The organism is Clostridium sp. CTA-19 (genome assembly GCF_054767855.1).
This window is the reverse complement of the sequence record NZ_BAAABH010000037.1, coordinates 1-20516: the sequence shown is the minus strand read 5'-3', so window position 1 is coordinate 20516 and position 20516 is coordinate 1. Positions and strand designations below refer to the sequence as shown.

25 protein-coding genes are annotated in these 20516 nt (G+C 27.2%); all 25 read right to left on the bottom strand.

The features are described from left to right. Window positions 1–128 precede the first annotated feature (128 nt). Window positions 129–941 carry a DUF1835 domain-containing protein gene (locus ACYUE0_RS15470; protein WP_460271385.1) on the bottom strand — a complete coding sequence of 271 codons (813 nt, stop codon included), beginning with the start codon at window positions 939–941 and terminating at the stop codon, window positions 129–131. A 164-nt stretch (window positions 942–1105) separates the two neighbouring features. After that, a complete protein-coding gene (locus ACYUE0_RS15465; RefSeq protein WP_460271383.1) occupies window positions 1106–1228 on the bottom strand; it encodes a hypothetical protein in 123 nt (40 codons plus the stop codon). A 114-nt stretch (window positions 1229–1342) separates the two neighbouring features. Next, entirely contained in the window at window positions 1343–1495 is a 153-nt protein-coding gene (locus ACYUE0_RS15460; protein WP_460271381.1) for a hypothetical protein, read from the bottom strand. A gap of 240 nt (window positions 1496–1735) precedes the next feature. Continuing rightward, complete coding sequence (locus ACYUE0_RS15455; protein ID WP_199869935.1) at window positions 1736–2608, bottom strand: AraC family transcriptional regulator; 873 nt, start codon at window positions 2606–2608, stop codon at window positions 1736–1738. A gap of 331 nt (window positions 2609–2939) precedes the next feature. After that, window positions 2940–3260 (bottom strand): TfoX/Sxy family protein, encoded by a 321-nt coding sequence (locus ACYUE0_RS15450; protein WP_061996277.1) that lies wholly within the window; start codon window positions 3258–3260, stop codon window positions 2940–2942. 261 nt (window positions 3261–3521) lie between these two features. Further along, entirely contained in the window at window positions 3522–4061 is a 540-nt protein-coding gene (locus tag ACYUE0_RS15445) for a DUF1697 domain-containing protein (RefSeq protein ID WP_199869790.1), read from the bottom strand. A gap of 171 nt (window positions 4062–4232) precedes the next feature. After that, window positions 4233–4772: a hypothetical protein gene (locus tag ACYUE0_RS15440; RefSeq protein ID WP_460271378.1), complete on the bottom strand. Its 540-nt coding sequence runs from the start codon at window positions 4770–4772 to the stop codon at window positions 4233–4235. Between the two features lie 194 nt (window positions 4773–4966). Next, a complete protein-coding gene (locus ACYUE0_RS15435; protein WP_061996275.1) occupies window positions 4967–5671 on the bottom strand; it encodes an alpha/beta hydrolase in 705 nt (234 codons plus the stop codon). Window positions 5672–6057: 386 nt separating this feature from the next. Continuing rightward, window positions 6058–6603, bottom strand: a complete 546-nt coding sequence (locus tag ACYUE0_RS15430; RefSeq protein WP_460271375.1) for a GNAT family N-acetyltransferase — start codon at window positions 6601–6603, stop codon at window positions 6058–6060. A gap of 384 nt (window positions 6604–6987) precedes the next feature. Then, the gene (locus ACYUE0_RS15425; protein WP_460271404.1) at window positions 6988–7809 is read right to left on the bottom strand and encodes an AraC family transcriptional regulator; all 822 of its coding nucleotides are present in this window, start codon (window positions 7807–7809) and stop codon (window positions 6988–6990) included. 164 nt (window positions 7810–7973) lie between these two features. Then, window positions 7974–8987, bottom strand: a complete 1014-nt coding sequence (locus ACYUE0_RS15420; RefSeq protein ID WP_460271373.1) for a C45 family autoproteolytic acyltransferase/hydolase — start codon at window positions 8985–8987, stop codon at window positions 7974–7976. A 341-nt stretch (window positions 8988–9328) separates the two neighbouring features. Then, on the bottom strand, window positions 9329–10114 hold the full coding sequence (locus tag ACYUE0_RS15415) for a class I SAM-dependent methyltransferase (protein ID WP_460271371.1): 786 nt from the start codon (window positions 10112–10114) through the stop codon (window positions 9329–9331). Window positions 10115–10191: 77 nt separating this feature from the next. Then, on the bottom strand, window positions 10192–11640 hold the full coding sequence (locus tag ACYUE0_RS15410) for a serine hydrolase domain-containing protein (protein WP_460271369.1): 1449 nt from the start codon (window positions 11638–11640) through the stop codon (window positions 10192–10194). 326 nt (window positions 11641–11966) lie between these two features. Next, window positions 11967–12596, bottom strand: a complete 630-nt coding sequence (locus ACYUE0_RS15405; protein ID WP_460271367.1) for a CatB-related O-acetyltransferase — start codon at window positions 12594–12596, stop codon at window positions 11967–11969. A 237-nt stretch (window positions 12597–12833) separates the two neighbouring features. Then, window positions 12834–13682, bottom strand: a complete 849-nt coding sequence (locus ACYUE0_RS15400) for a pentapeptide repeat-containing protein (RefSeq protein ID WP_460271365.1) — start codon at window positions 13680–13682, stop codon at window positions 12834–12836. A 206-nt stretch (window positions 13683–13888) separates the two neighbouring features. Further along, window positions 13889–14890 (bottom strand): phosphotransferase enzyme family protein, encoded by a 1002-nt coding sequence (locus ACYUE0_RS15395; RefSeq protein ID WP_460271363.1) that lies wholly within the window; start codon window positions 14888–14890, stop codon window positions 13889–13891. A gap of 216 nt (window positions 14891–15106) precedes the next feature. Next, a complete protein-coding gene (locus ACYUE0_RS15390) occupies window positions 15107–15289 on the bottom strand; it encodes a hypothetical protein (RefSeq protein WP_010291867.1) in 183 nt (60 codons plus the stop codon). A gap of 69 nt (window positions 15290–15358) precedes the next feature. After that, window positions 15359–16210, bottom strand: a complete 852-nt coding sequence (locus ACYUE0_RS15385; protein WP_460271361.1) for an FtsW/RodA/SpoVE family cell cycle protein — start codon at window positions 16208–16210, stop codon at window positions 15359–15361. A 132-nt stretch (window positions 16211–16342) separates the two neighbouring features. After that, on the bottom strand, window positions 16343–16879 hold the full coding sequence (locus ACYUE0_RS15380; protein ID WP_460271359.1) for a GrpB family protein: 537 nt from the start codon (window positions 16877–16879) through the stop codon (window positions 16343–16345). A gap of 63 nt (window positions 16880–16942) precedes the next feature. Further along, complete coding sequence (locus tag ACYUE0_RS15375) at window positions 16943–17413, bottom strand: ASCH domain-containing protein (protein ID WP_460271357.1); 471 nt, start codon at window positions 17411–17413, stop codon at window positions 16943–16945. Window positions 17414–17499: 86 nt separating this feature from the next. Then, on the bottom strand, window positions 17500–17991 hold the full coding sequence (locus ACYUE0_RS15370) for a GNAT family N-acetyltransferase (RefSeq protein ID WP_460271355.1): 492 nt from the start codon (window positions 17989–17991) through the stop codon (window positions 17500–17502). Between the two features lie 59 nt (window positions 17992–18050). Next, window positions 18051–18590 carry a GNAT family N-acetyltransferase gene (locus tag ACYUE0_RS15365; RefSeq protein ID WP_460271353.1) on the bottom strand — a complete coding sequence of 180 codons (540 nt, stop codon included), beginning with the start codon at window positions 18588–18590 and terminating at the stop codon, window positions 18051–18053. A 107-nt stretch (window positions 18591–18697) separates the two neighbouring features. Beyond that, the gene (locus tag ACYUE0_RS15360; RefSeq protein WP_199869804.1) at window positions 18698–19240 is read right to left on the bottom strand and encodes a flavodoxin domain-containing protein; all 543 of its coding nucleotides are present in this window, start codon (window positions 19238–19240) and stop codon (window positions 18698–18700) included. Window positions 19241–19304: 64 nt separating this feature from the next. Next, window positions 19305–20153, bottom strand: coding sequence for a Nif3-like dinuclear metal center hexameric protein (locus tag ACYUE0_RS15355; protein ID WP_460271351.1), 849 nt, complete (start codon window positions 20151–20153; stop codon window positions 19305–19307). 50 nt (window positions 20154–20203) lie between these two features. Continuing rightward, the gene (locus tag ACYUE0_RS15350; protein ID WP_460271349.1) at window positions 20204–20341 is read right to left on the bottom strand and encodes a hypothetical protein; all 138 of its coding nucleotides are present in this window, start codon (window positions 20339–20341) and stop codon (window positions 20204–20206) included. Window positions 20342–20516 lie beyond the last annotated feature (175 nt).

The window sequence follows — 20516 nt, the reverse complement described above, 5'->3', positions numbered from 1 at the left end:
AACAAAAAATACCGCATCACTTTTGAATAATACGATATTTTTAATGGTTAATATTTAATTTTTCCTCACAATACTTTAGAATTATTTCCTTCAAGTTGCATTAATCTATCTTATAAATTAGAATTCACCTAAATATTTGAAAGTATTCTTAGGTATTTCATATCAGAATCTTCTACTATTTTGATTTTGTTATTTTTTATCATATGTTCAATTCTTGATGCATACCACCAATCGCCAATTCCTATTGGATAATTTCCGAGAATGCTACCAATTAATTGAACTTCTTTCATAGGTTTAAATTTAAGATATTTATAAATTAAATGGTCATAAAAATCTACTGAAACCCCAATTAACTGACCATTTATTGTAGCTCTCAAAGGACTATTATCTTCTATAAGTTCCAACCAATTATTACCAAATAATTTTCTTTCTATTTGAGATATTCTTCTTTCATACCTAATAAATGCACTAAATTTTTCTGGTATAATTTCTCCCCAACCTTGATATGAGACAACTACATCATGTATTTGTATATATTCATATTCTGGCAACTTCACAGCAGAAATTTCATTTGAAATATCTTTCAACAAATCACATATATAATAGAAACCACACATATCATATGGAGTGTTACTATACCATATTCGAATTGGTTCTCCTTTTAAAACATAATCCATAAGCCTATTCTGTTCATCTATATACTGATTTCCAACCTCTTGAAGTTCTTTTAATATATATTCACTATTATCATAAACATTTTGTGTATACATATCAAAAATAAGATTTTGTCTATAAGTGCTATCTACTTTTTCTTTAATATCACCAATATCCAACATTAAAGCAAGGCAAATAACGTTCTCTGGACTTCCTGAAATAACTCCTTTTTCTATTGCTATTTTCATGCTTGCAGCTCCACTTTCTCCAAATAAAACTTCTATCATAAAATCTCCTCTACAAATTCCTATTTATCGAGTAGCTTACTAAATAACTAACTCACATAAAATTACTATCATGAATTAATTATAACATATTTTGTAAATACCATATTATTCAATTTTCAAAGAACATTTTTTACTTTTACTTCATCTTTTATTCAAACTATAAATCAGTTTTTCCAAATTTCTAATGCAACTTTTACAAATAGCTTAATTAAGTATCCTGCAAAAATCATATAAGCTATAATTATTAAAGTAATTATTATGATAATTGATATTGGTATCTCATTCATTTATCACACCTCATAATCATTAGAATTTTCAACTGCTTGTTTTATTACTTCTTTTTTAAATTCTTTTAAACTTACAATATGTTTTTCTAGTTCATCAATTTTATCATCAATTCATCAATTCATTACTGCTGCCATACTAGTTTTATAAAGCATTGAACAATTTCTCATAGATGCATGAATATGCTGCTTACTAACACCTACTTTATCTGCCATGCCTTGATAGTTAAATCCAGTTAAGTTTTTGAACTTTCTATAAAGTTCCCTCATTCAATCACCTTCTATATTTTTAATTTATTCGTCAATTCATTTTCATTTATTATTAATTTTTGTCAATTATTTAAGTCGCATTTTAATCATAATGTAATCTTGTTCTTGAAATACAATATAAAAAATACCGCCAATTCACTTATGAGTACTGCGGTATTTTAATATATTATTTTATATTTACTTTTTTACTCTATCAGAACATTGGACTTTATCTATTAGATCTGCTCTTCTATACATAAGCTATTTTATAGGAGCTAATTCAATATATCCTCTAGTCCCAATTGGCTCAAGTTGAATGCGTGGATTCATATCATCCCAGCTATACCCTATAATAGCTGGATTGTACTTCTCAATAGAATTCCATACAGATTCTATAGCTTTACAATAATCTGCTTCTTCAAAAGGTTCACCTTGAAACATCAAATATTTTGCAGATGGTAATTCAATAATTTCAAAACCTTCAGGTGCTTCGCAATCATATTCATCACAAATCTCTACTCCCTGAACATATTCTGAAGTTCCAGGCTTAATGTAAGAAGAAGGTAACCAAAGACATACTGGCTCATCACTAATTGACTTTATACTTTTCAATAGCCCCCAAGTATCACAACCAACTTCCTCACAGTAATCAAAATAATTATTAGCCTTAACCCCTCTTTTTATAATCACTTTTCTAGCAGGTTTTTCAATTACTTGAATAAAAATGTTTTTTACATCTTCCATTTTTACATTCTCCTTTCTAACTGTTCTATATTTCACACCATAAGGAGTAAAAAGGTATATAGGTACAGGTTTTAAAGCATATTCATGTGGATTTATACCAAATTCCCTAAAAAATGCTCTTTGGAAGCCATCAACACTTCCGAAACCACTCTCCAAAGCTACATCTACTATTTTTTCTTTTTCATCTCGAAGCCTCAATGCTGATTGCGATAAACGAAGTCTGCGAATGTAATTAGCTGGTGTAAGATTAATCCATTGTATAAATAAGCGATAAGAATACCATGGAGAAAATAATGATACTTTTGATAGGTCAGCAAGTGTAATCTTCTCATTAATATTAGCTTCTATAAAATCCTGCATTCGTTGAACTGCTTCTTTTTGCTCCTGCATTTCTTCCATCTCCTTATACTAGAATTATATTATTATTACAAAGGAAACTCTCGACTATTTTTGCTTTGTTTTTCCTTCAATATTACTACTAAATTTCTATTTATCTATATGTTTTATACAAATAATTTTTACTTAAGTTTAATATTACAAATCAGTTGTATCATACTCTGTAAATGCATCATTATTCAATTTTTAAATAGCATATTTCACTTTCAGTTCGTATTGTTTTTGAATTACGAAACAAAAAATACCGCATCACTTTTGAATAATACGGTATTATAAACGATTATTTATATTTACTTTTTAATTTCCTTAACAAATTGGAAGTTGCTTATTTCTTCTTTTTAGGTTTTGGTGATGGCAATTCATCATACATAACTTCAAATAATCCTGATAAGTATTCTTTATTATCAACTTCATCAACCAATAACATTTCTTTCGCACCCTCATATGGCAATTCATAAGATGTGGTAGTTATATATGTAATTGCTGACTTAACAGGCTTTACCAATAATTTATCATCATATATTCCACCTACAATCTTCCCTCGATAGTAGATAATAAATTCTCCCATCATTGCTTTGTATGTTATATCTTCAAGTGTAGATAATTGACCTAAAATAAACTCCAAATATTCCTTACTTGATGCCATCTCACTCATCCTTTCAAATCCCTATTTATCTGTATCTCTAATACAAATAAATTTTACTTAAGATTATCTTATTACGAATTAATTATAACATATTTTGTAAACACTGTATCATTCAAACTTAAAAGATTATTTAATTCATAATTTTTTTAAATTGCGAAACAAAAAATACCGCATATTAACTTTTAATAATACGGTATTTTAATACGTTATCTATTTTTTGCTTAATAATTCCTAATTGATAAACTGAAATTTGAAAAGCAATTACATTCCAACTAACTTTCTGATGGTGTTTGCCGTTCTTATTGTCAACTTGTTGCTGATGTTTGCACTTGCCGTCTTTGACCACCAGTTTGTTTTTTGATAATCTTTTCGACTAAAAGACCAGAATACCACTTTTTCGTAGTTCTTTATCTTTTCTAATTCTTCCTTGGGTTCTCCGATCTCGTTGAATACTTCAGCAAATGTAGCTGGAGGCATAATAAAAATTAGATTATCATAGATGTCCTTATTTTCATTGCCCCACCAGTCAGGTGCATTACGCAAAATGTCCTCAAGTTCTTCTTTTAATATGACAAAAACAGGAATATCCGAGCCAAACTGATTTTTTATAATTGTTTCAATCTGGTTTGTAAAGCTCCCTATGTCATCTCCATCACTTGAAAAAATCACATTGCCACTGTTCAGATATGTCTTAACTTCTCTAAACCCAAGTTCCTCAAAGCCATTCTTTAATTTTGCCATTGGAACCTTGTTTTTACCACTTATATTGATACCACGCAAAAATGCAATATATCTTTTCATATCCGCTACTTCCCCCACACAAATTATAATTTATTTATTTAACCTAAATAAATTATAATATATATACCGCAGTATTCGAAAATGAATACGCGGTATTTTAATATATTATTTTATATTTACTTTTTAACCTCATTTTAAGTTCATTTAAAAATTGGAATTTATATTAATAGTTTATCTATAAATAAAATCTTTGATTTCATATGTTATAGGAATCTTATTGGTTAAATAATACTCTGCAATAGCATCTTCTAAATAGTCATAAATATCGTCATCTGTATATGCTAATTTGAATATATCAACTTGATTATCAGTAATTTCTCCATTAGCATATTTACGAGCATAATTTCCATTATCCTTTATATAATCTAAAATCATTTTTATCTTTATAGTTTTTTCTTCATCAAACAAACCACAATTTACTAAATTTTCTTTTAAAAAATTGCAAAACCATTCAAAATTATCATCCCAATTTATATTTCCGTTATTAATAGCTTCATTTCTTAATTTTACTATCATTCTAAGAATTTCACCTTGAAGGTTATCAGCCTGTCCTGATTTGGGTACCATCTTTCTCCATATATATTTGCACTCTTCAAAATGTATTTGTAAATAACCTCGTACTCCTATCTTCTCTACTACTTCATACTGTTTGCTCCAATCGATTTTATCATCATTTATTGTAAAGTTCTCTAATTCTTTTGTGTTGTTCATGCCTATCTTTTCCTCCACAAATTTCTATTTATCTGTATCTCTCATATAAATAATTTTTATTTAAAATTCTTCTATTATCATCAATAAATTATAATATATTTTGTAAACAACGTATCATTCAAACTTAAAACATTATTTAATTCGTAATATATTGCTCATATTACCTTTTAAATTTCTTAACAAATTAGAATTCGTTAGTCAATATGTTTTCGTAACCAATACTTGAATACATTCAATTGATCTTCCGTATGGAAGTAATGTTCTGCTTCATCTACGACTTCTAATTCACAATGATATTTTTTTATAAAATAATTAATAGTTTCAAATTCACACAACTCATCTTTTGCCCCATACATAATATCTGTATTTACATTCCATGTATTAATAGGATGTTGTTTTACATAACAAAAGTAGTCCCAATACAACTTTTGACCAATAGGTGTTTCTATAATCATTTCCTTTTGCAAACGTTCTGGTGTTATATTAAACCATCTCATCATATTTTCTATGATTCTTTCCATATTAACTACTGGTGATAAAAATAATGCCTTTCTTAATATATCATTTTTATATTCTAAAAGACTAAAATAAGCCCCCATACTACATGCAAACAAATTCACTTCTTTCCAATGTTCCTTTGCATAATTCATAATTATAGATAAATCACTAACGCAAAACTGTACTTTGCAAGGAGTGCTCTCATTTTTTCTTTCTCCATGCTCTGGTAAATCAAAGCTCAATACTTGATAGCCTTTTTTAAGTGCTTCTTCAGCTAAAATTTGAATCACAACATCTTCCTTATTTGACATATTTCCATGTACTGCAATAAAAAGTTTCTCACTGTTTTTTCCCCACAAAATTGCAGGAATATTACTAATATTAAATTTATCTTTAAACATATTTCCTCCATAATTTATAGAGGTAAAACCCTCCATAAAAGTTCTTTATTTTTCTTGTTTATCATAATAAACTCCTCCTTTCTCAGTTAATTGTATATAAAGTATACTAACTGCAAATTTCTATTTATCTGTATCTCTTATACAAATAATACTCATTTAAAAATTTCCTATTATCATCAATAAATTATAACATATTTTGTAAACACCATATCATTCAAACTTAAAAAACTATTTAATTAGTAATTTTTTTGAAATGCGACGAAAAAACACCACTGAATTCAAAATTGAATAATGCGGTGTTTGAGTAAATCATTCTTTTTTCATTTATGTCACAAGATAAGAATGTTGTAAATTAACTAATGTTACGATATATATAGGATGCTTGATTATAATAATAATGCCATTGTATAACCATCTATATAGCTACCATCAGATAACATCTTGTCATTTCTTAATGTGCCTTCTATTTCAAAACCCAACTTTAAATATAAACTTATTGCTCTATAATTGTTTGTATCAACTTTAAGTGTAATTCTAGATATACCATTTTCTTTTGCCCATTCAATTCCTGCTTTCATTAATTTTTTACCTATACCCATTCCACAAAATTCTTGCTCAATTGCTAGTCCAAATTCAGCAGAATGCCTAATCCTTTTGTTGACATTTCCATTCAATCCACATATTCCAATTACTTTTCCGTCTGTTTCTGCCACAACCAATAAATCTACTTCTGAATCTGCCTGATTCTGAATAAAATTTTTCTCTTCTTCAATTGTCGGATTAAATTCATCAGGGTTCTTTAGTAGAAAATCAGTTTCTTTACCAACTTTTTTAATAAGATTAATCAATTTTTCAGCATCTTTTACTTCTCCATTTCTTATGTTAATTGTTCTATTATTAATAATATATTTAACTTCTCCTATTTTTCCCATTTTAATCCTCCTAATAAAATTATCTATATTTTTATATAATTATATTTGAAAAGGCAATTGAATACAAATATATATTTCATAATAAACTAAAATTTACAATTGATTTGCTACGTATTTTCTTACTCATTTTAACTTAACTTATTGTACTTATATTCTATTTGCACAGTTTTACATAGTTACTTTTTCAACACCACATTATTGGATTTTCAAAGACCATTGTTTACATTTCTAATTTCAATAGTTATGTAGTATTTAAATCAAATTGTAAAATAAAAATACCGCAGTATTCGAAAACGAATATGCGATATTTTAATATATTCTCTTATATCTACTTTTTAAGCTCATTTTTAAATTGGAATTTAACGAATTCTTATTATATTTTTACTATTGTATAGGAAAATAAATTTCAATCTGTGATTCTTCATTTTCAGTTCCTAAAAATTGTTCTGTGTAACATTCCAAATCATCTCTGTCATCAAGTTGAAAACTACTCTTAGGCAACCAAACACCCCAAATATAATAATATGTAGAAAGCAAATTTTTTACTGTACCTTTATGTATGAATTTAGCATACTTTCCACCACTAATTTCTTTTAACTTCATACCTTCTGGGATATTAGAGTCACATGATGTTTCAATCCCTATAAATACAGTAGCTTCACTATTTTTATTAAATGTATTTGACAAGCATGTACCACCTGTTTCATAAATACTATACCTATTATTATTCATTGAAATATACTTTTGCTTTGCCAATTGAGTGTTCAACTTTTTCCACATTTCAATAATGTTATTATTCTCAATACTCATGTCAAATCTAAACCCAACAACAAATTTAGGTTGAAATATTACGATTTCTGGTGAGAAATTTACATAATTGCATTCAGTCAGTTTGTCAATTTGCATCGGCTGATGACTTCCAATCAACACATCAATCCCATTTTTTCTGTATTCTGTTGGTGTAATACCATATCTCTTCCTAAAGGCTCTTGTAAAACTTTCACCAGACTCAAAATACAATGAAACTGCGATGTGTAAAATTTTTATGTCACTATATATAAGGTCATATGCCGCTTGAGTCAATCTCCGACTTTTGATATAACTACCAATTGTTTCTCCCATCACAGCTTGAAAATAACGGTGAAAGTGATAATAAGAATAGGAAACTGCATTAGCAACTGATTCTACAGTCAAAGGCTCATACAAATTTGTTTCAATAAATATAATTGCTCTACCAATGATTTGTTTATCTTTCAATACAGTATTCTCCTTTTTTAATAGGTAATATTGTAAAAATCTGTTCCCACTTTTTCACATGGAAGATTTACTATAATTTCTTGCTCTTGTAATTTTTCCACAGTGAAAATTTTCTAATTATTGACTTGTGGTGAACCGAATGTCATTTCTATTTTTTTTTCGGTTGTATTAAACAACATAGAACGTAAAGTTCCAAAAAATTCAGGGTAATAATGACAACACAATCCCTGCGGATAAGATGTCGATAGTATCACTTTTAAATCTTGCACTGATATTTTTTCTTTTTCAGAAAACATCTTTTCTATTGTTTTATAACGAATCACAGAGTTTTCAATCAACATCTTTTCATATGGCTTTATTTCTGGCAAAATTGCATGGTTTGTAGAAATTAGAAAACTCTCCTTAGAGGCATTATCTAAAATACGATATGCTTTATGACCATCTATACATTGCAATAGCGCAATTTTATTATTACTATCAGAAAGCATTAAATTTATATTATATCCAATAGGTGCATTCATTGCCCATACAATAGCTTCATCAACATTTTTGCAGTTTTCCAAAATACTTCGGATAACAACCCAAAAAGAAAAACCAGTTACGCCTGCTTTCTGTCCTCCCTCAAAGTTACCCACTGGCAATCCATTGCTGGCTTTACAAGCTGCCAGCCCATATTCATTCATTCCATCACATCGTCCGAATAAATTGAGTGTAGAACCAATGTAACGATATTTTCCTTTAATAGCTGTATATACGAAGCACATTTCTTCCATTTCATCATTAAAATCATAGTTACGCGCCATTAAAGTGTGTCCAGTTTCAATCTTGTTTGAAACTGCTGCCATCAAACTGCACCCACGTTCCAAATATGTCATTGCATAAAAGATTGCTTGTTCTTTTGAAATTCCAACTGTATCTACAAACCCTTTGATTTCCTCGTTTACACCACTGCAATATTTGTTAAGCAAATTGAATATTTCTGTTAACTTGCTTTGAGGATATGCCTTAGGTGGTAAAATCACCCTTTTCAATAAATCGGGTTGCGATAAAATCCAATTACCAATCTGTGTCCCAACTTCATAACTTGTTCCTACAAAATTCTTTAAGTATGTCTTTGTTCTTTTCATTAAAAACACCTCATCTTTCAAAAAAATTATAAGATAAGATAAGATAAGATGATATACTTGATATTTTCTGCGGATTTTTTATATAATCTGTTATTTAAATTTCTATTTATCTGTATCTCTCATACAAATAATTGTCATTTAAAATTTTCCTATTATCATCAATAAATTATAACATATTTTGTAAACATTATATTATTTAATTTTTTTAAAACCTAGTTCTCTTTATTGAAATATAATAAAAAATCACCGTAGAATTAAATTAAGAACAATACGGTGTTTAAAATAATTATTCGTTTTTTATTGTTTGATGTTAAGCAAGAAAATTGTTTATTAAATATAGATTACTTTTTTCTAAAAATATCTAAACTATGATGTGTTATTCCAATCAAATCAGTACGTTCACATATAGAAAAATGATATTTTAAATAAGTTTTAAACATTTTTTCCTCCATTTCATCAATTGTATCTCTCATATGATTTGTTAATAAGTCAGTTGCAACAAAATGAAGGCGTTCAACATTATATCTTGCCATTAATTCATCAATTTCCTCTTTCCTATACATTTCAAACAGTAATGATGGATTTGACAAACATTTAAATGTATCTACATCAACAATACCATTTTGAATGCCCTCAAGAATATTACCTTGCTTGAAACCCCAGTTTGCAATTGTTGCATCGTTCATACAATACGCAACAAATACAACCCCACCTTTTTTAGTAACTCTGATAGCTTCACTGATGGCGTGCTTTTTATCATTATTAAACAAATGGTATAAAGGACCAAGAACCAACGTAATATCAAAAGTTTCATCCTCATAGCATGACAAGTCTATAGCATTGCCTTGTCTAACATCTATATTGCAATTTTCAGTAATCTTACTCTTGAAAACATCAATATTATGTTGTATAAGTTCAATTGCATTAACTTGAAATCCCTTTTCTGCAATTGTAAGTGAACATCTGCCGGTCCCTGCACCTACTTCTAAAACACGCATTCCTTTTTTCAGAAACTTGTTTACATATTTCATTGTAGTAAGAAATTCCACCTGCCCATGCTTTGATGTAAGACGACCTTCTTCTTCATAATTATTATAATACTCTGTTAAATATTTAAGTTCATCCATAACTTCCCCCCATTTTTATCTTACAATATTTTACTATAACGAATCAATTGTAACATATCTTGTAAATACTGCATTGTTCAGTTTTCAAAAAACAAATATTTATTTTTACTATATCTACTTCTAAAAATAATAAAAGCACCAGTAAGTATCAATATAATATTTACCCATTTAAAATTTAATGGAAAGAAGGTAAACAAATAATAATCATCCACATTAAACAATAATTTACATGGTAAATCAGTATACATAAAGCCATAATATAAAATTGCTAATGAAAACACTATAATACCTGATTTAATATATCTTGTTTTACGCTTTTCAGATAAAATAATAGTTCCTTTTTTAATTTTAATAACTAATACTGCAACTAAGGATAATAGAATCATAGCCAATATTACTATTGTGTTGAAAACCACTTTGACAATTTGCTTCATTTGAGTATCAATAACCTTTTCTCCAATAACTCTTTCACCCCATTTTTCCATTAAACCGTATGTCAAATAATAGGATTTATCTGAATTTGTAAGTATAACCATTCCATTTCTGCTAACAGGTTCAAAAGCTATTTGTGCGTTCCATCCTGTGAATGTTCCATTATGTTCATAAACAGTTTTGCCATTTTTAAGTTTTCTTGGAATGATTCCTAAAGCATATAATCCTCCTATACTTTGTGTATTTTTCTGTGGCTTAAACATTTCTTTGTTTCCATTATTATAGTAATTCATTAGTTCAACTACAAATTTTGATAAATCTACTGCTGTAGTTGAAACACCGCCTCCTCCGTTCATAACAATAGGTGTTATCTCAATTGGCTTACCTATTCCTGCATAAGGAGTTGCAAACTTTCCATTTGAATTCTCATTTTTATAGCTTGTATTTTTCATATCTAATGGTTTGAATATATTTCTTTCCATATATTCTTCAAAACTAGAATTTGTGACTTCTTCAATAATAAGCTGACAGATACCAAATCCTACAAACTCTGAATATTCAAATGTTTCACCTGGCTCTCTTTTCAATTTAACATCTCTATTTTTTAAAGCCTGCTCAATTGTGGGTAATGGCTTTTTATAACCGCATTCATCACTTCCAGTTACGCCACTTGTATGAGACATAAGTGTCCTCAGAGTTACTTTACTTTCATCAAATTCAGTTTCAGGAAGATGCCATTTAGTTAAATATGTATTTATGGGAACATCTAAATCCAATTTACCCTCATCAACTAATTTCATTATAGCGTATGCGGTTATTGTCTTTGAAATAGATGCAATTTTAAACTGAATTTCATCTGTAACCACAACTTTTCTTTCAATATTTGCATATCCATAATTTCTTACATTGGTAATAACACCGTTTTCTATAATCACAGCAGTTGCACCTTGTGGATTGTACTGATTAATCAATTTATCAATATAATCCTTATCCTTATTTAATTTTGTTATTATCCCTATAATGCTTAATAACAATAAAATAATAACTATTGCTATTGCTATTGTCTTATTTTTCACTTGTAACATTTTATACATATTTCTGCCTCCAAATTTCTCTTAATTATATTGAATATACCCTTTAATAATATGTTAATTCTTTTTTCATTTATTTTCCTATTATTAATATTACTTTTCCCTTAACAATATTACTTTTTTGTAACATTAAGGTAATCTGACATTTGTGGCGAAATTATTTGTTATAAATATTCCACTATCATGGTTCAATCTTTAAACTTTTTCTCGTTTTATTTGAAATATAACAAAAAAACACCACATATTCATTTCTGAATTATACGGTGTTAAAATAAATTATTTATTTTTTAAGTTGAAAGGTTAAATAATAATAAATTTGTAACAGAATACTAAACTAATTTATTAATATTTCCTGATTGAATGGATTTAATATTTGCTTGAATTTTTTCATATGTCCAATCCCACCACTTAATTTTCAACAATTCCAAAATTATATTATCACTAAATCTTTTTCTTATAACTTTTGCTGGTATACCTCCAACAATAGTATAAGGTGCAACATCTTTAGTAACTACTGCTCTAGTTCCAATAATCGCACCATCACCAATTTTAATCCCTGACATAATTATAGCATCATATCCTATCCATACATCATTTCCAATTATAATATCCCCTTTATTATCCCAAGCATCCGTGGGTTTTAATGATTTATCCCATTCTTCTCCGAATATAGGAAATGTATAAGTAGATAGTGATTTCATTATATGGTTTCCACTGGTCATAAGAAACTTTGCTTTACATGCAATGGAACAAAACTTACCAATTATTAATTTATCCTTGTTTATAGGATATTGATATAATACATTATTTTTTTCGAAATCTCTTGGGTCATTATAGAAATCATTATATATTGTATAATCTCCAACTTTTATATTATCTCTTGTAATTACACTTTTGAGATATACAGTCTGATAATCATTACTTCTTGGATATACTTTGTTTGAATTTGGAATAGTCATATTTAACTCGCTCCTTCGTATTATATTTCTTTTTTGACTATTCCATTATTACAATGCATTTTTTCATAAAATTACTCCTTAAATACTTTTAATTTTTTATTCATAGTATATTATTTTATCCTTAAAAATATATTTCTGCTTATGTCTTATTTGTTTACAATTTAAATTTATTAATAATGCTATATTATATATTTATCATACTTATATTTTACATGTATTCTTGTACTTTACAAATATTTAGTCACACCAATGTTCTGGACGACTTAATGATATTGGTACTTGCGTATTTGTATCACCTTTAGCTGAATTTAATTGAAGTTGTGTAAGATAAATACTTTTTGATAAATCTGCCCCACTTAAGTCAGTATCTCTTAAATCAGCTCCTAAAAAATCTACCCCGCTTAAATCTGCTTTTTTAAGGTCCGCTGCAATTAAAAGTGAGCCACTTAAATCTTCTCCTACTAAGTTTTTCTTTTTTAAGTCTTGTCCAATTAAATTTAATCTCCCTGCTATTAATTTCCTATGATTTATATTAGATCCTTTACCTTTTTTATATTTATTTCTTACAAACTTACTTGTTTCTAAAAGTAGTGTATTTACTTTACTTCTATATACAACTAAATCTAATTTTATTAATGAAACTGCATCTAAATTAGATATTTTAACTATTTCAGTAACCATGTTATTTATTTTATACTTAATATTTAAATCCTCTTCCATCCTTAAAGCTTCTGATAGATACCATAGCATTTCATGAATTTGTCTCATAACTAAAAACACATCAAACATTTGCTTAGAAAACTCAGGATTAGTTTTCCAACTTTCACCTTTATAAGTCACTTTAGCAACCTTTGGTCCTGCTCCAAGGCAATCATATGTAGTACATCCTTTTAAACCTTTTTCCCTAAGATTTTCATGAACTTTACATTTAAAATCTTCTGCTAAGTTTGTACATGGCTTACCTGCTTCCTTATTATTAGGAAACCCATCTGATTTAGAAAAATATAATGCAGTACAACAAAATCCAAAACAATTTTTACAATCAATCTTCAAGCTTTCTTGTATCTTTCTATCTTTATTTACCATAATTATTACCACTCCATCTACAATTAATCTTCATTTGCTTAATTTATTTGTTATGCATTTACTTATATTTGCTTAGATAACAAAAATGTTATAATCACTAATTGATTATAACATTTTTGTAAATATAATCCTAATTAATCATTAAAAATCATATTCATTTCTGCTTTGGATTTGAATATAAAAATCATGACACAAAATATAACTTATTAGTAGCTTAATTTTTTAAAATTAATATCAACATATGGCACTCGGTTCTCAATATTATATCTCATATTTTTTATATATTCTTTCTGCCAGTCATTAAGCTCATTTTTTTTCCATAGTTTCAACACAAAATTATATGAACAAATTCTTCTATATTCCAAAAATAATGGTATTCTATGTATCCACTTTTCTTCAATTTTATTTTCTTTTAAATATCCTTTCAAGAAATTCTCAATAAAATTAACTCCAAATTTTATTCGCTCTTTCATACTACTTTTAGGAACTGTTTGCAAAGAGTGATACATAGCAATTGCAATATCACAAACATACCAATGATATACGCAATCATCAAAATCAAAAACACTTATATTCCCATTATAAATAAAAAAGTTATATTGGTGAAAATCATTATGTATCAACCCATACGAATTTCTATCTTTAGAAAACGTATTTATTTCTTTTATTATTTCTGCCCATATATTATAAATAGCACCATGTTTTTTAGATATTGCATATTCACCTTTAAAATTAAGATCTTCATTCCATTGTTTTCTTGTACTTTCTCCTTCTTTTATCCTATAATCCTTGGTTAAACGATGAATTTTACCCATTGTTTTTCCCCATTGATAAAATAAAGTCTCATTCCATTCATTGATACTGTCTACTCGTGGAAGATGACCTTTAGATTTCTCAAATACTGAAATAAAATGACATTCATCATTATCATATATGATTTCTACAAGTTTATTATTTATAGATGGAATAACTTTTGATACATTTGCTCCCATATAGAATAGATAATTTATGTAATTCATTTCAGCCTCATACTGTGATAAATTATAAATAGGTCGCTTTGAAATTCTTAAAATATATGAATTATTTTCATTTTGTAAATCATATATTAGATTAGTGGAATTACCAATCTCATTAATATTAACCTTAAATATATTTAGTTGAAAAAGTTTTAAAATCTCATTTAATATTAAGTTGTTATTATCTCTCATTTTCCCTCTCCATTTGCACCAAATTAAATTTTTTAGACTATTTTATTTAAAATTTAGTTTTTATAAACTATCTCTTACTAGCATGTACATAATAAAATATACTCAATTAATTATAACATATTTTGTAAATATACTTTGTATTTTAATTTTACTGTAAATAAAAAAACACCGCATATTCATTTCTAAATAATACGATGTTACAAATAAATTATATGTTTATAAGCTGCCTTTTTTATTTTTAATATCTTTTGCTAAAGAATGTCCTATAAGTGCTGACATGCATCCCATTATGCCCCCACCTAATATTCCTATTATAATCATAAAATTGGACTTACTTGAAAAGTATATTCCAAGAATAAACATAAGAAAACCAATTAAAAAGAATATTTTAAATTTCAAAACGTACCTCCATGTTATTATGTATAATATTTCAATTCTAATTAAATAAAATTATAGTATTATAAATTATTAATTAAATTTTAACTTTGTATACCATATTATTGATATAATGTATCCTATTATAGGTGAAATTCCATATCCCATTAAAGGAACTGGAAAATTACCAAAAAATGTAGAAATTATAATGATAATAAAGTATATACCAATACATATTGATGGTAATTTTAACTTTTTAGGTGGAAATAATATAAAAGGGGTTGGTAATATTACTAATGACACAATTCCTAATAAAAACCACACTTGTCCCATATTAGCTACTAAATTTAAAATTTCTTCAACATATGATACTGGCGAAAGACTATCTAAGTGTATCCATGATAAAATAACTAATATAAAAAGGCCCACTGAAATTATTGTAGAAAAAATTCTTTTATCACCATTCTTATATAGCATAAAAATCATAGGAATAGCAAAACCAGACAACTGTGAAGCATCAGGTTGAATAAAAAGTACTATAGATATAAAAATTGTTATAATTGCTACTTTCCACCAACTATTATTTTTTAACAATTTCCATAATGATAATATTATTATAGGCATCACTATCATAGATATATTTAATCTTATTGGCCCTATAGATATCCACCTATGAACTCCCATCATACCTTCTCCTATAAAAGTTAAAAGTAAAAGTATTAATGGAATTAACCTAAAAATATCTTTAATATTTTTATTTCTACATATATTAATGTTCCCTGACAATATATAATATGAAATTAGCCCCATTATAACCAATCCTATAAGATTTTGTATTATAACAAAATTTGAAATTCTATTATAATACATTGCTATTGCCCCAATAACAATAGCAGGTGCTGTCATTATTATTGGAATAAAATTAAATAATTTCAACTTTTTCATTTTAATCTCCTTAAGATATAATAGTTTAATCATAAAAAATTATATCATGAGATTAATCTTGAATCACTAAGATACTTAAACTACTATTTTTTACTTTGATAATCATTTTTTAGTTGTAAATTAATCTTTTAATTACTTTTTTAACTTTGACCATTCATATGCTTTTCTATCTATATCTTTTATAAATTGATTTTTCCCATTACAATAACTATCAATATCATGCTTAAATTTAATCGCTAACTCTTTTTTTAATTTTCCATACATTTTTGCTTCTTCTGCATGAGCTATCATATAATCTCTAAAATTCAAATGTTTTTCTATTTCTAAATTGCCTGTCTCAAAAACATGTATATGATGTGTTCTATGATATACACCTTTTAAGAAAAATCTACGTTCACTTATTCCATATTCCCCTTTTGATACGTACCCTAACTTACTCAACTCATTATTATACTTATCTATATTGTTAATATCTTTTACTTCAAGTAAAACATCTATTACTGGCTTTGCAAAAATACCAGGAATTGAAGTACTTCCAATATGATGAATTTTTATTATTTCTTCCTTCATAATATCCTCTATTAATTTTGACTCTTTCATAAATTCCTTTTTCCAACTAGAATTATATTTAACAACTTCAATTTCCCTAACCTGATTCTGTTCATCCATATTAAATCCCCCATTTTTTAATATTCTTTCTGTCACTTAATTAAACTTGTTTTTTCTCTCAAATTATTTATATACAACTTCAAACTCTTCAAATACAACCATCCTGTCTTCTGTAAATTCCATTTCTAAATTTTTTAATTCTCTTGTAAAAAAATCTATATGCACTTTTCTCCAATAGTTTAAAGATTTATCACCTTCCCCTTCTATTGCAGCAAATTCTTTACCTACATCTTTAAAAGGAAGAATTGTAACCTTTTTATTTCTTATTAAACATTTAGCAACTCCATCCCAATCTGTTATAATAGCATACTCTCCCACTTCAGGAAGTTCCTCATTTTCCAGCTTATATAAATCATATAGAGAAGTTGTCCCTCTTTTAATTCCTTCTCTAGTTAAATCCGCTAAGTTATTGGCACTTTCCTCATCAGCACAAAAATACCATGCCGTATATTTTTTATTAGTATTTATAATATTTTCACCAATAGATATTAAATATTTTTCCCACATATCTTTAACAGATTTATCTTTTACCATGTTTATTATCCCCCTTAAAATTTTAGCAATCGAATAAATAAATTTATTCTATAATAATAAAATTATAGCTTGTCTTATAACAATATTTAATAATTATACTCATAGTTTCCAACAGTTATTGTTTTAGTTAATATCTCATTGTCCCATGGCTTTCTTATTTCAATAAGATTTAAAACATTGTATCCTTTTTTAGATAAAAATTTTATAACCTTATCATTATTAGGATGAATCCAATTATAAAGTGTACTTTCACCTAATTCTTTTGCAATATCCTCTGCTTTTTTATATAGTTTTGATGCTATCCCATTTCTTCTTACATCATGAGAAACAAATAAAGATTCAGCCCAAACTGTTCCATTATCAATTCTACAAACTAAATACCCTAATAATTCTTTATTATTTTCTTCAGCAACAAATATAGGATAATTTGCTTCTATATATTCTTCAAATTCCTCTTTGGATTGCTCTATATTAAATTTTGATTTTATACCTTTAAGTTCCTTTAAATCAACTCTAAATTGGGCTATTAAAATTGCTATTTTTTCTTTATCATTAAGGTTTGCTAAACGTATATTCATTGTTCTTATTCTCCTTGAATTTTTTAATTATCAATTTATTCATATAATTTAAATGGAAATTAATTAAAGTATTCAGACTTTAAAATACTATAATATAATGTAGTGACTTCTTTATTATCTAATAATTTTAACTTCTCATCTTTTTGAAATCTATATGTAAATCCACATTTTTCATTAACTCTTTTAGAATTATAGTTAAAACTAAAATGTCCGCACCAAATTATACCTAGTTTCAATTCGTTAAAACCATAATCAATTAAGGAATTTACGGCCTCTGGAACAATTCCTTTTCCCCAATATTTAGGATTAAGAACATACCCTATTTCCCTTTGTTTTAAATGAATAGATTTATCATCAGGTTTTGTATTATGAAGTCCTATCCCACCAATAACTTTATTTTCTGATTTTAAAACTATAGCATATGTTTCATTATCTTCCATGAACATTTTTATTATCTTTTTGCTCTCTTCCTCATTTTTATGTGGTGGCCAACCAGCATTAGGGCCTACAAGTTCACTTTGGGCATATTCATATAAGTCTGTACTGTCACTTTCTTTCCATTTCCTTAATATTAATCTATCTGTAACTAATATTTTCATAACAACTTCCTCCAAAATTATTTATATTGATAAAATTATCATAAATGTCTTAAGTATTACTATAAAATGAAAATCAGTTTTAACTTTAATACTGCAATACTCAATTTCTAATATGCATTATTTTTTCTTTCTATAAAATCAAGAATGGGTTTAAGATTTTCTTTTTCAGTCCAATCATGCTCAGAGCCAATTGCTTGCATTAATGCCTCTTCCCATGGTTCATAATCTTTAGAATCCTTTTTTAAAACAACTTTCTTTAACATATTGCATAAAAGCTTGTCCTTAAAAGACATTCTTTCTTCATTCCAAGCACCTCTACAATAAACTATTTGAATATTCTCCATATCATCTTTAAAATTTTGTTTCTTCAAAAGTTTCACAGAATCATCGTTATATGGAGATGCTCCAACTGCAAATACAATAATTTTTTTATTCCTTAGCTTTTCATAATTCTTTTTTAGAAAAGCTATTCCAGATATCCCCATTCCGTAAATGCCACCACCTAAAATTATTGTATCGTATTCTTTAATCTTATCTATGTTAGCCTTTTTAGTTTCTATTAAATCACATGCTAATTCCTCACTTAACCACTGTGCATATCTTTTAGTAGCACCATATTTTGATTGATACATTACTATTATATTAGGCATCTATTCCATCTCCTCATAATTTATATAAATAATGCATTCTTAATTTTTAAACTATATATCAATTTTACATATCTTCATATACTGGTTCTCCTTCAATAAAAGAAGAAACTAAATTAAACTTTTCAAAATAAATACACATCTTTTCACATGCAAATTTTTCAGTAGAATAATGAGTTCCACCTAAAACATTAATACCATTTTCTTGCTCAAGCCTGTGAACTTCCGAGTGTTTTTCGTTCTTTACTGAAATACCTGTGATAAGAACTTTAACATCATTTTCAATCATTTCATAAACAGTATCTTTATTATTACCACCACCTGCTACAATAGCTACCTTGCCATCTTTTATATTGTTATCTCCATACATATAAAGACTTGTATTATGTCCTAGTGCTTTTAAAAACTTAGCATGCAATTCTTCCATACTTTTACACTTAGTTTTGCCAATTACACCACTTAAAGCTCCACAATAAACTTTAAATGGTTTTTCAACTTCTATATCTAAAACATCTGCTAAAGTCTTACTTGTTGAATATTCACTGAAATTATCTAAGGGTACATGTAAATTATATATAGATATTCTATTTTCCCTAAACTTTTCTAATAATTCTTTATTCATCTGATAAAATGGTTTTACCCTTTTAATATCCCAAATAGATGGATGGTGTAAAAACAACATAGCATCCGTTTCTCCATCATCAATAATTTTCTGCATAACTTCTTTAGTTGGAAATACTGCAGTATAAACTTTATTGATTTCATCTGCAAAATCACACACTAATCCCATGCTTCTTTCTTTAAAACTTGTTGAAATATAGTCTTTAACCTCGTCCATATATTTTGCCCAATCGTCTTTTAAACCTTTAAATATAAAATCTTTCTCTAAATGATTATATATTTCAATAGCCTTCATAAAATCCACTCCTTAACTTTAATACTTAAAAACACCGTAAAATTCAAATTTTAAAATCCAAAAGTAGTTTCTTTTACATTAGGTAAAACACTATAAATGGACTTTCCTATTCTTTCTTCAAAATATTTTTGTATATCAAATGTTACTTTCCATTTTTCAAGTGTAAATTCATTAAATCCATATCTCATAACAACATCCATCATCCTTTTTTCTAATAATCGAGTAGGAGGAAAATAATTATTTTATTTTCCGTCCTCTCACACCACCGTGCGTACCGTTCGGTACACGGCGGTTCAATAGAATTACCTAAATCTTAAATAACTCTCGGTTAACGTTATAAACCCTTGTTCTTTTAGGTAGTTA

Coding starts and splice junctions, on each gene's coding strand:
- ACYUE0_RS15445 (WP_199869790.1), bottom strand. CDS start 4,061: ATGAAAAGATATATTGCATTTTTGCGTGGTATCAATATAAGTGGTAAA.
- ACYUE0_RS15470 (WP_460271385.1), bottom strand. CDS start 941: ATGATAGAAGTTTTATTTGGAGAAAGTGGAGCTGCAAGCATGAAAATA.
- ACYUE0_RS15440 (WP_460271378.1), bottom strand. CDS start 4,772: ATGAACAACACAAAAGAATTAGAGAACTTTACAATAAATGATGATAAA.
- ACYUE0_RS15435 (WP_061996275.1), bottom strand. CDS start 5,671: ATGTTTAAAGATAAATTTAATATTAGTAATATTCCTGCAATTTTGTGG.
- ACYUE0_RS15360 (WP_199869804.1), bottom strand. CDS start 19,240: ATGCCTAATATAATAGTAATGTATCAATCAAAATATGGTGCTACTAAA.
- ACYUE0_RS15410 (WP_460271369.1), bottom strand. CDS start 11,640: ATGTATAAAATGTTACAAGTGAAAAATAAGACAATAGCAATAGCAATA.
- ACYUE0_RS15395 (WP_460271363.1), bottom strand. CDS start 14,890: ATGAGAGATAATAACAACTTAATATTAAATGAGATTTTAAAACTTTTT.
- ACYUE0_RS15430 (WP_460271375.1), bottom strand. CDS start 6,603: ATGGGAAAAATAGGAGAAGTTAAATATATTATTAATAATAGAACAATT.
- ACYUE0_RS15450 (WP_061996277.1), bottom strand. CDS start 3,260: ATGGCATCAAGTAAGGAATATTTGGAGTTTATTTTAGGTCAATTATCT.
- ACYUE0_RS15420 (WP_460271373.1), bottom strand. CDS start 8,987: ATGAAAAGAACAAAGACATACTTAAAGAATTTTGTAGGAACAAGTTAT.
- ACYUE0_RS15350 (WP_460271349.1), bottom strand. CDS start 20,341: ATGAGATATGGATTTAATGAATTTACACTTGAAAAATGGAAAGTAACA.
- ACYUE0_RS15365 (WP_460271353.1), bottom strand. CDS start 18,590: ATGAAAATATTAGTTACAGATAGATTAATATTAAGGAAATGGAAAGAA.
- ACYUE0_RS15355 (WP_460271351.1), bottom strand. CDS start 20,153: ATGAAGGCTATTGAAATATATAATCATTTAGAGAAAGATTTTATATTT.
- ACYUE0_RS15400 (WP_460271365.1), bottom strand. CDS start 13,682: ATGGTAAATAAAGATAGAAAGATACAAGAAAGCTTGAAGATTGATTGT.
- ACYUE0_RS15465 (WP_460271383.1), bottom strand. CDS start 1,228: ATGAATGAGATACCAATATCAATTATCATAATAATTACTTTAATAATT.
- ACYUE0_RS15415 (WP_460271371.1), bottom strand. CDS start 10,114: ATGGATGAACTTAAATATTTAACAGAGTATTATAATAATTATGAAGAA.
- ACYUE0_RS15460 (WP_460271381.1), bottom strand. CDS start 1,495: ATGAGGGAACTTTATAGAAAGTTCAAAAACTTAACTGGATTTAACTAT.
- ACYUE0_RS15405 (WP_460271367.1), bottom strand. CDS start 12,596: ATGACTATTCCAAATTCAAACAAAGTATATCCAAGAAGTAATGATTAT.
- ACYUE0_RS15380 (WP_460271359.1), bottom strand. CDS start 16,879: ATGGATGAACAGAATCAGGTTAGGGAAATTGAAGTTGTTAAATATAAT.
- ACYUE0_RS15375 (WP_460271357.1), bottom strand. CDS start 17,413: ATGGTAAAAGATAAATCTGTTAAAGATATGTGGGAAAAATATTTAATA.
- ACYUE0_RS15385 (WP_460271361.1), bottom strand. CDS start 16,210: ATGAAAAAGTTGAAATTATTTAATTTTATTCCAATAATAATGACAGCA.
- ACYUE0_RS15370 (WP_460271355.1), bottom strand. CDS start 17,991: ATGAATATACGTTTAGCAAACCTTAATGATAAAGAAAAAATAGCAATT.
- ACYUE0_RS15455 (WP_199869935.1), bottom strand. CDS start 2,608: ATGCAGGAGCAAAAAGAAGCAGTTCAACGAATGCAGGATTTTATAGAA.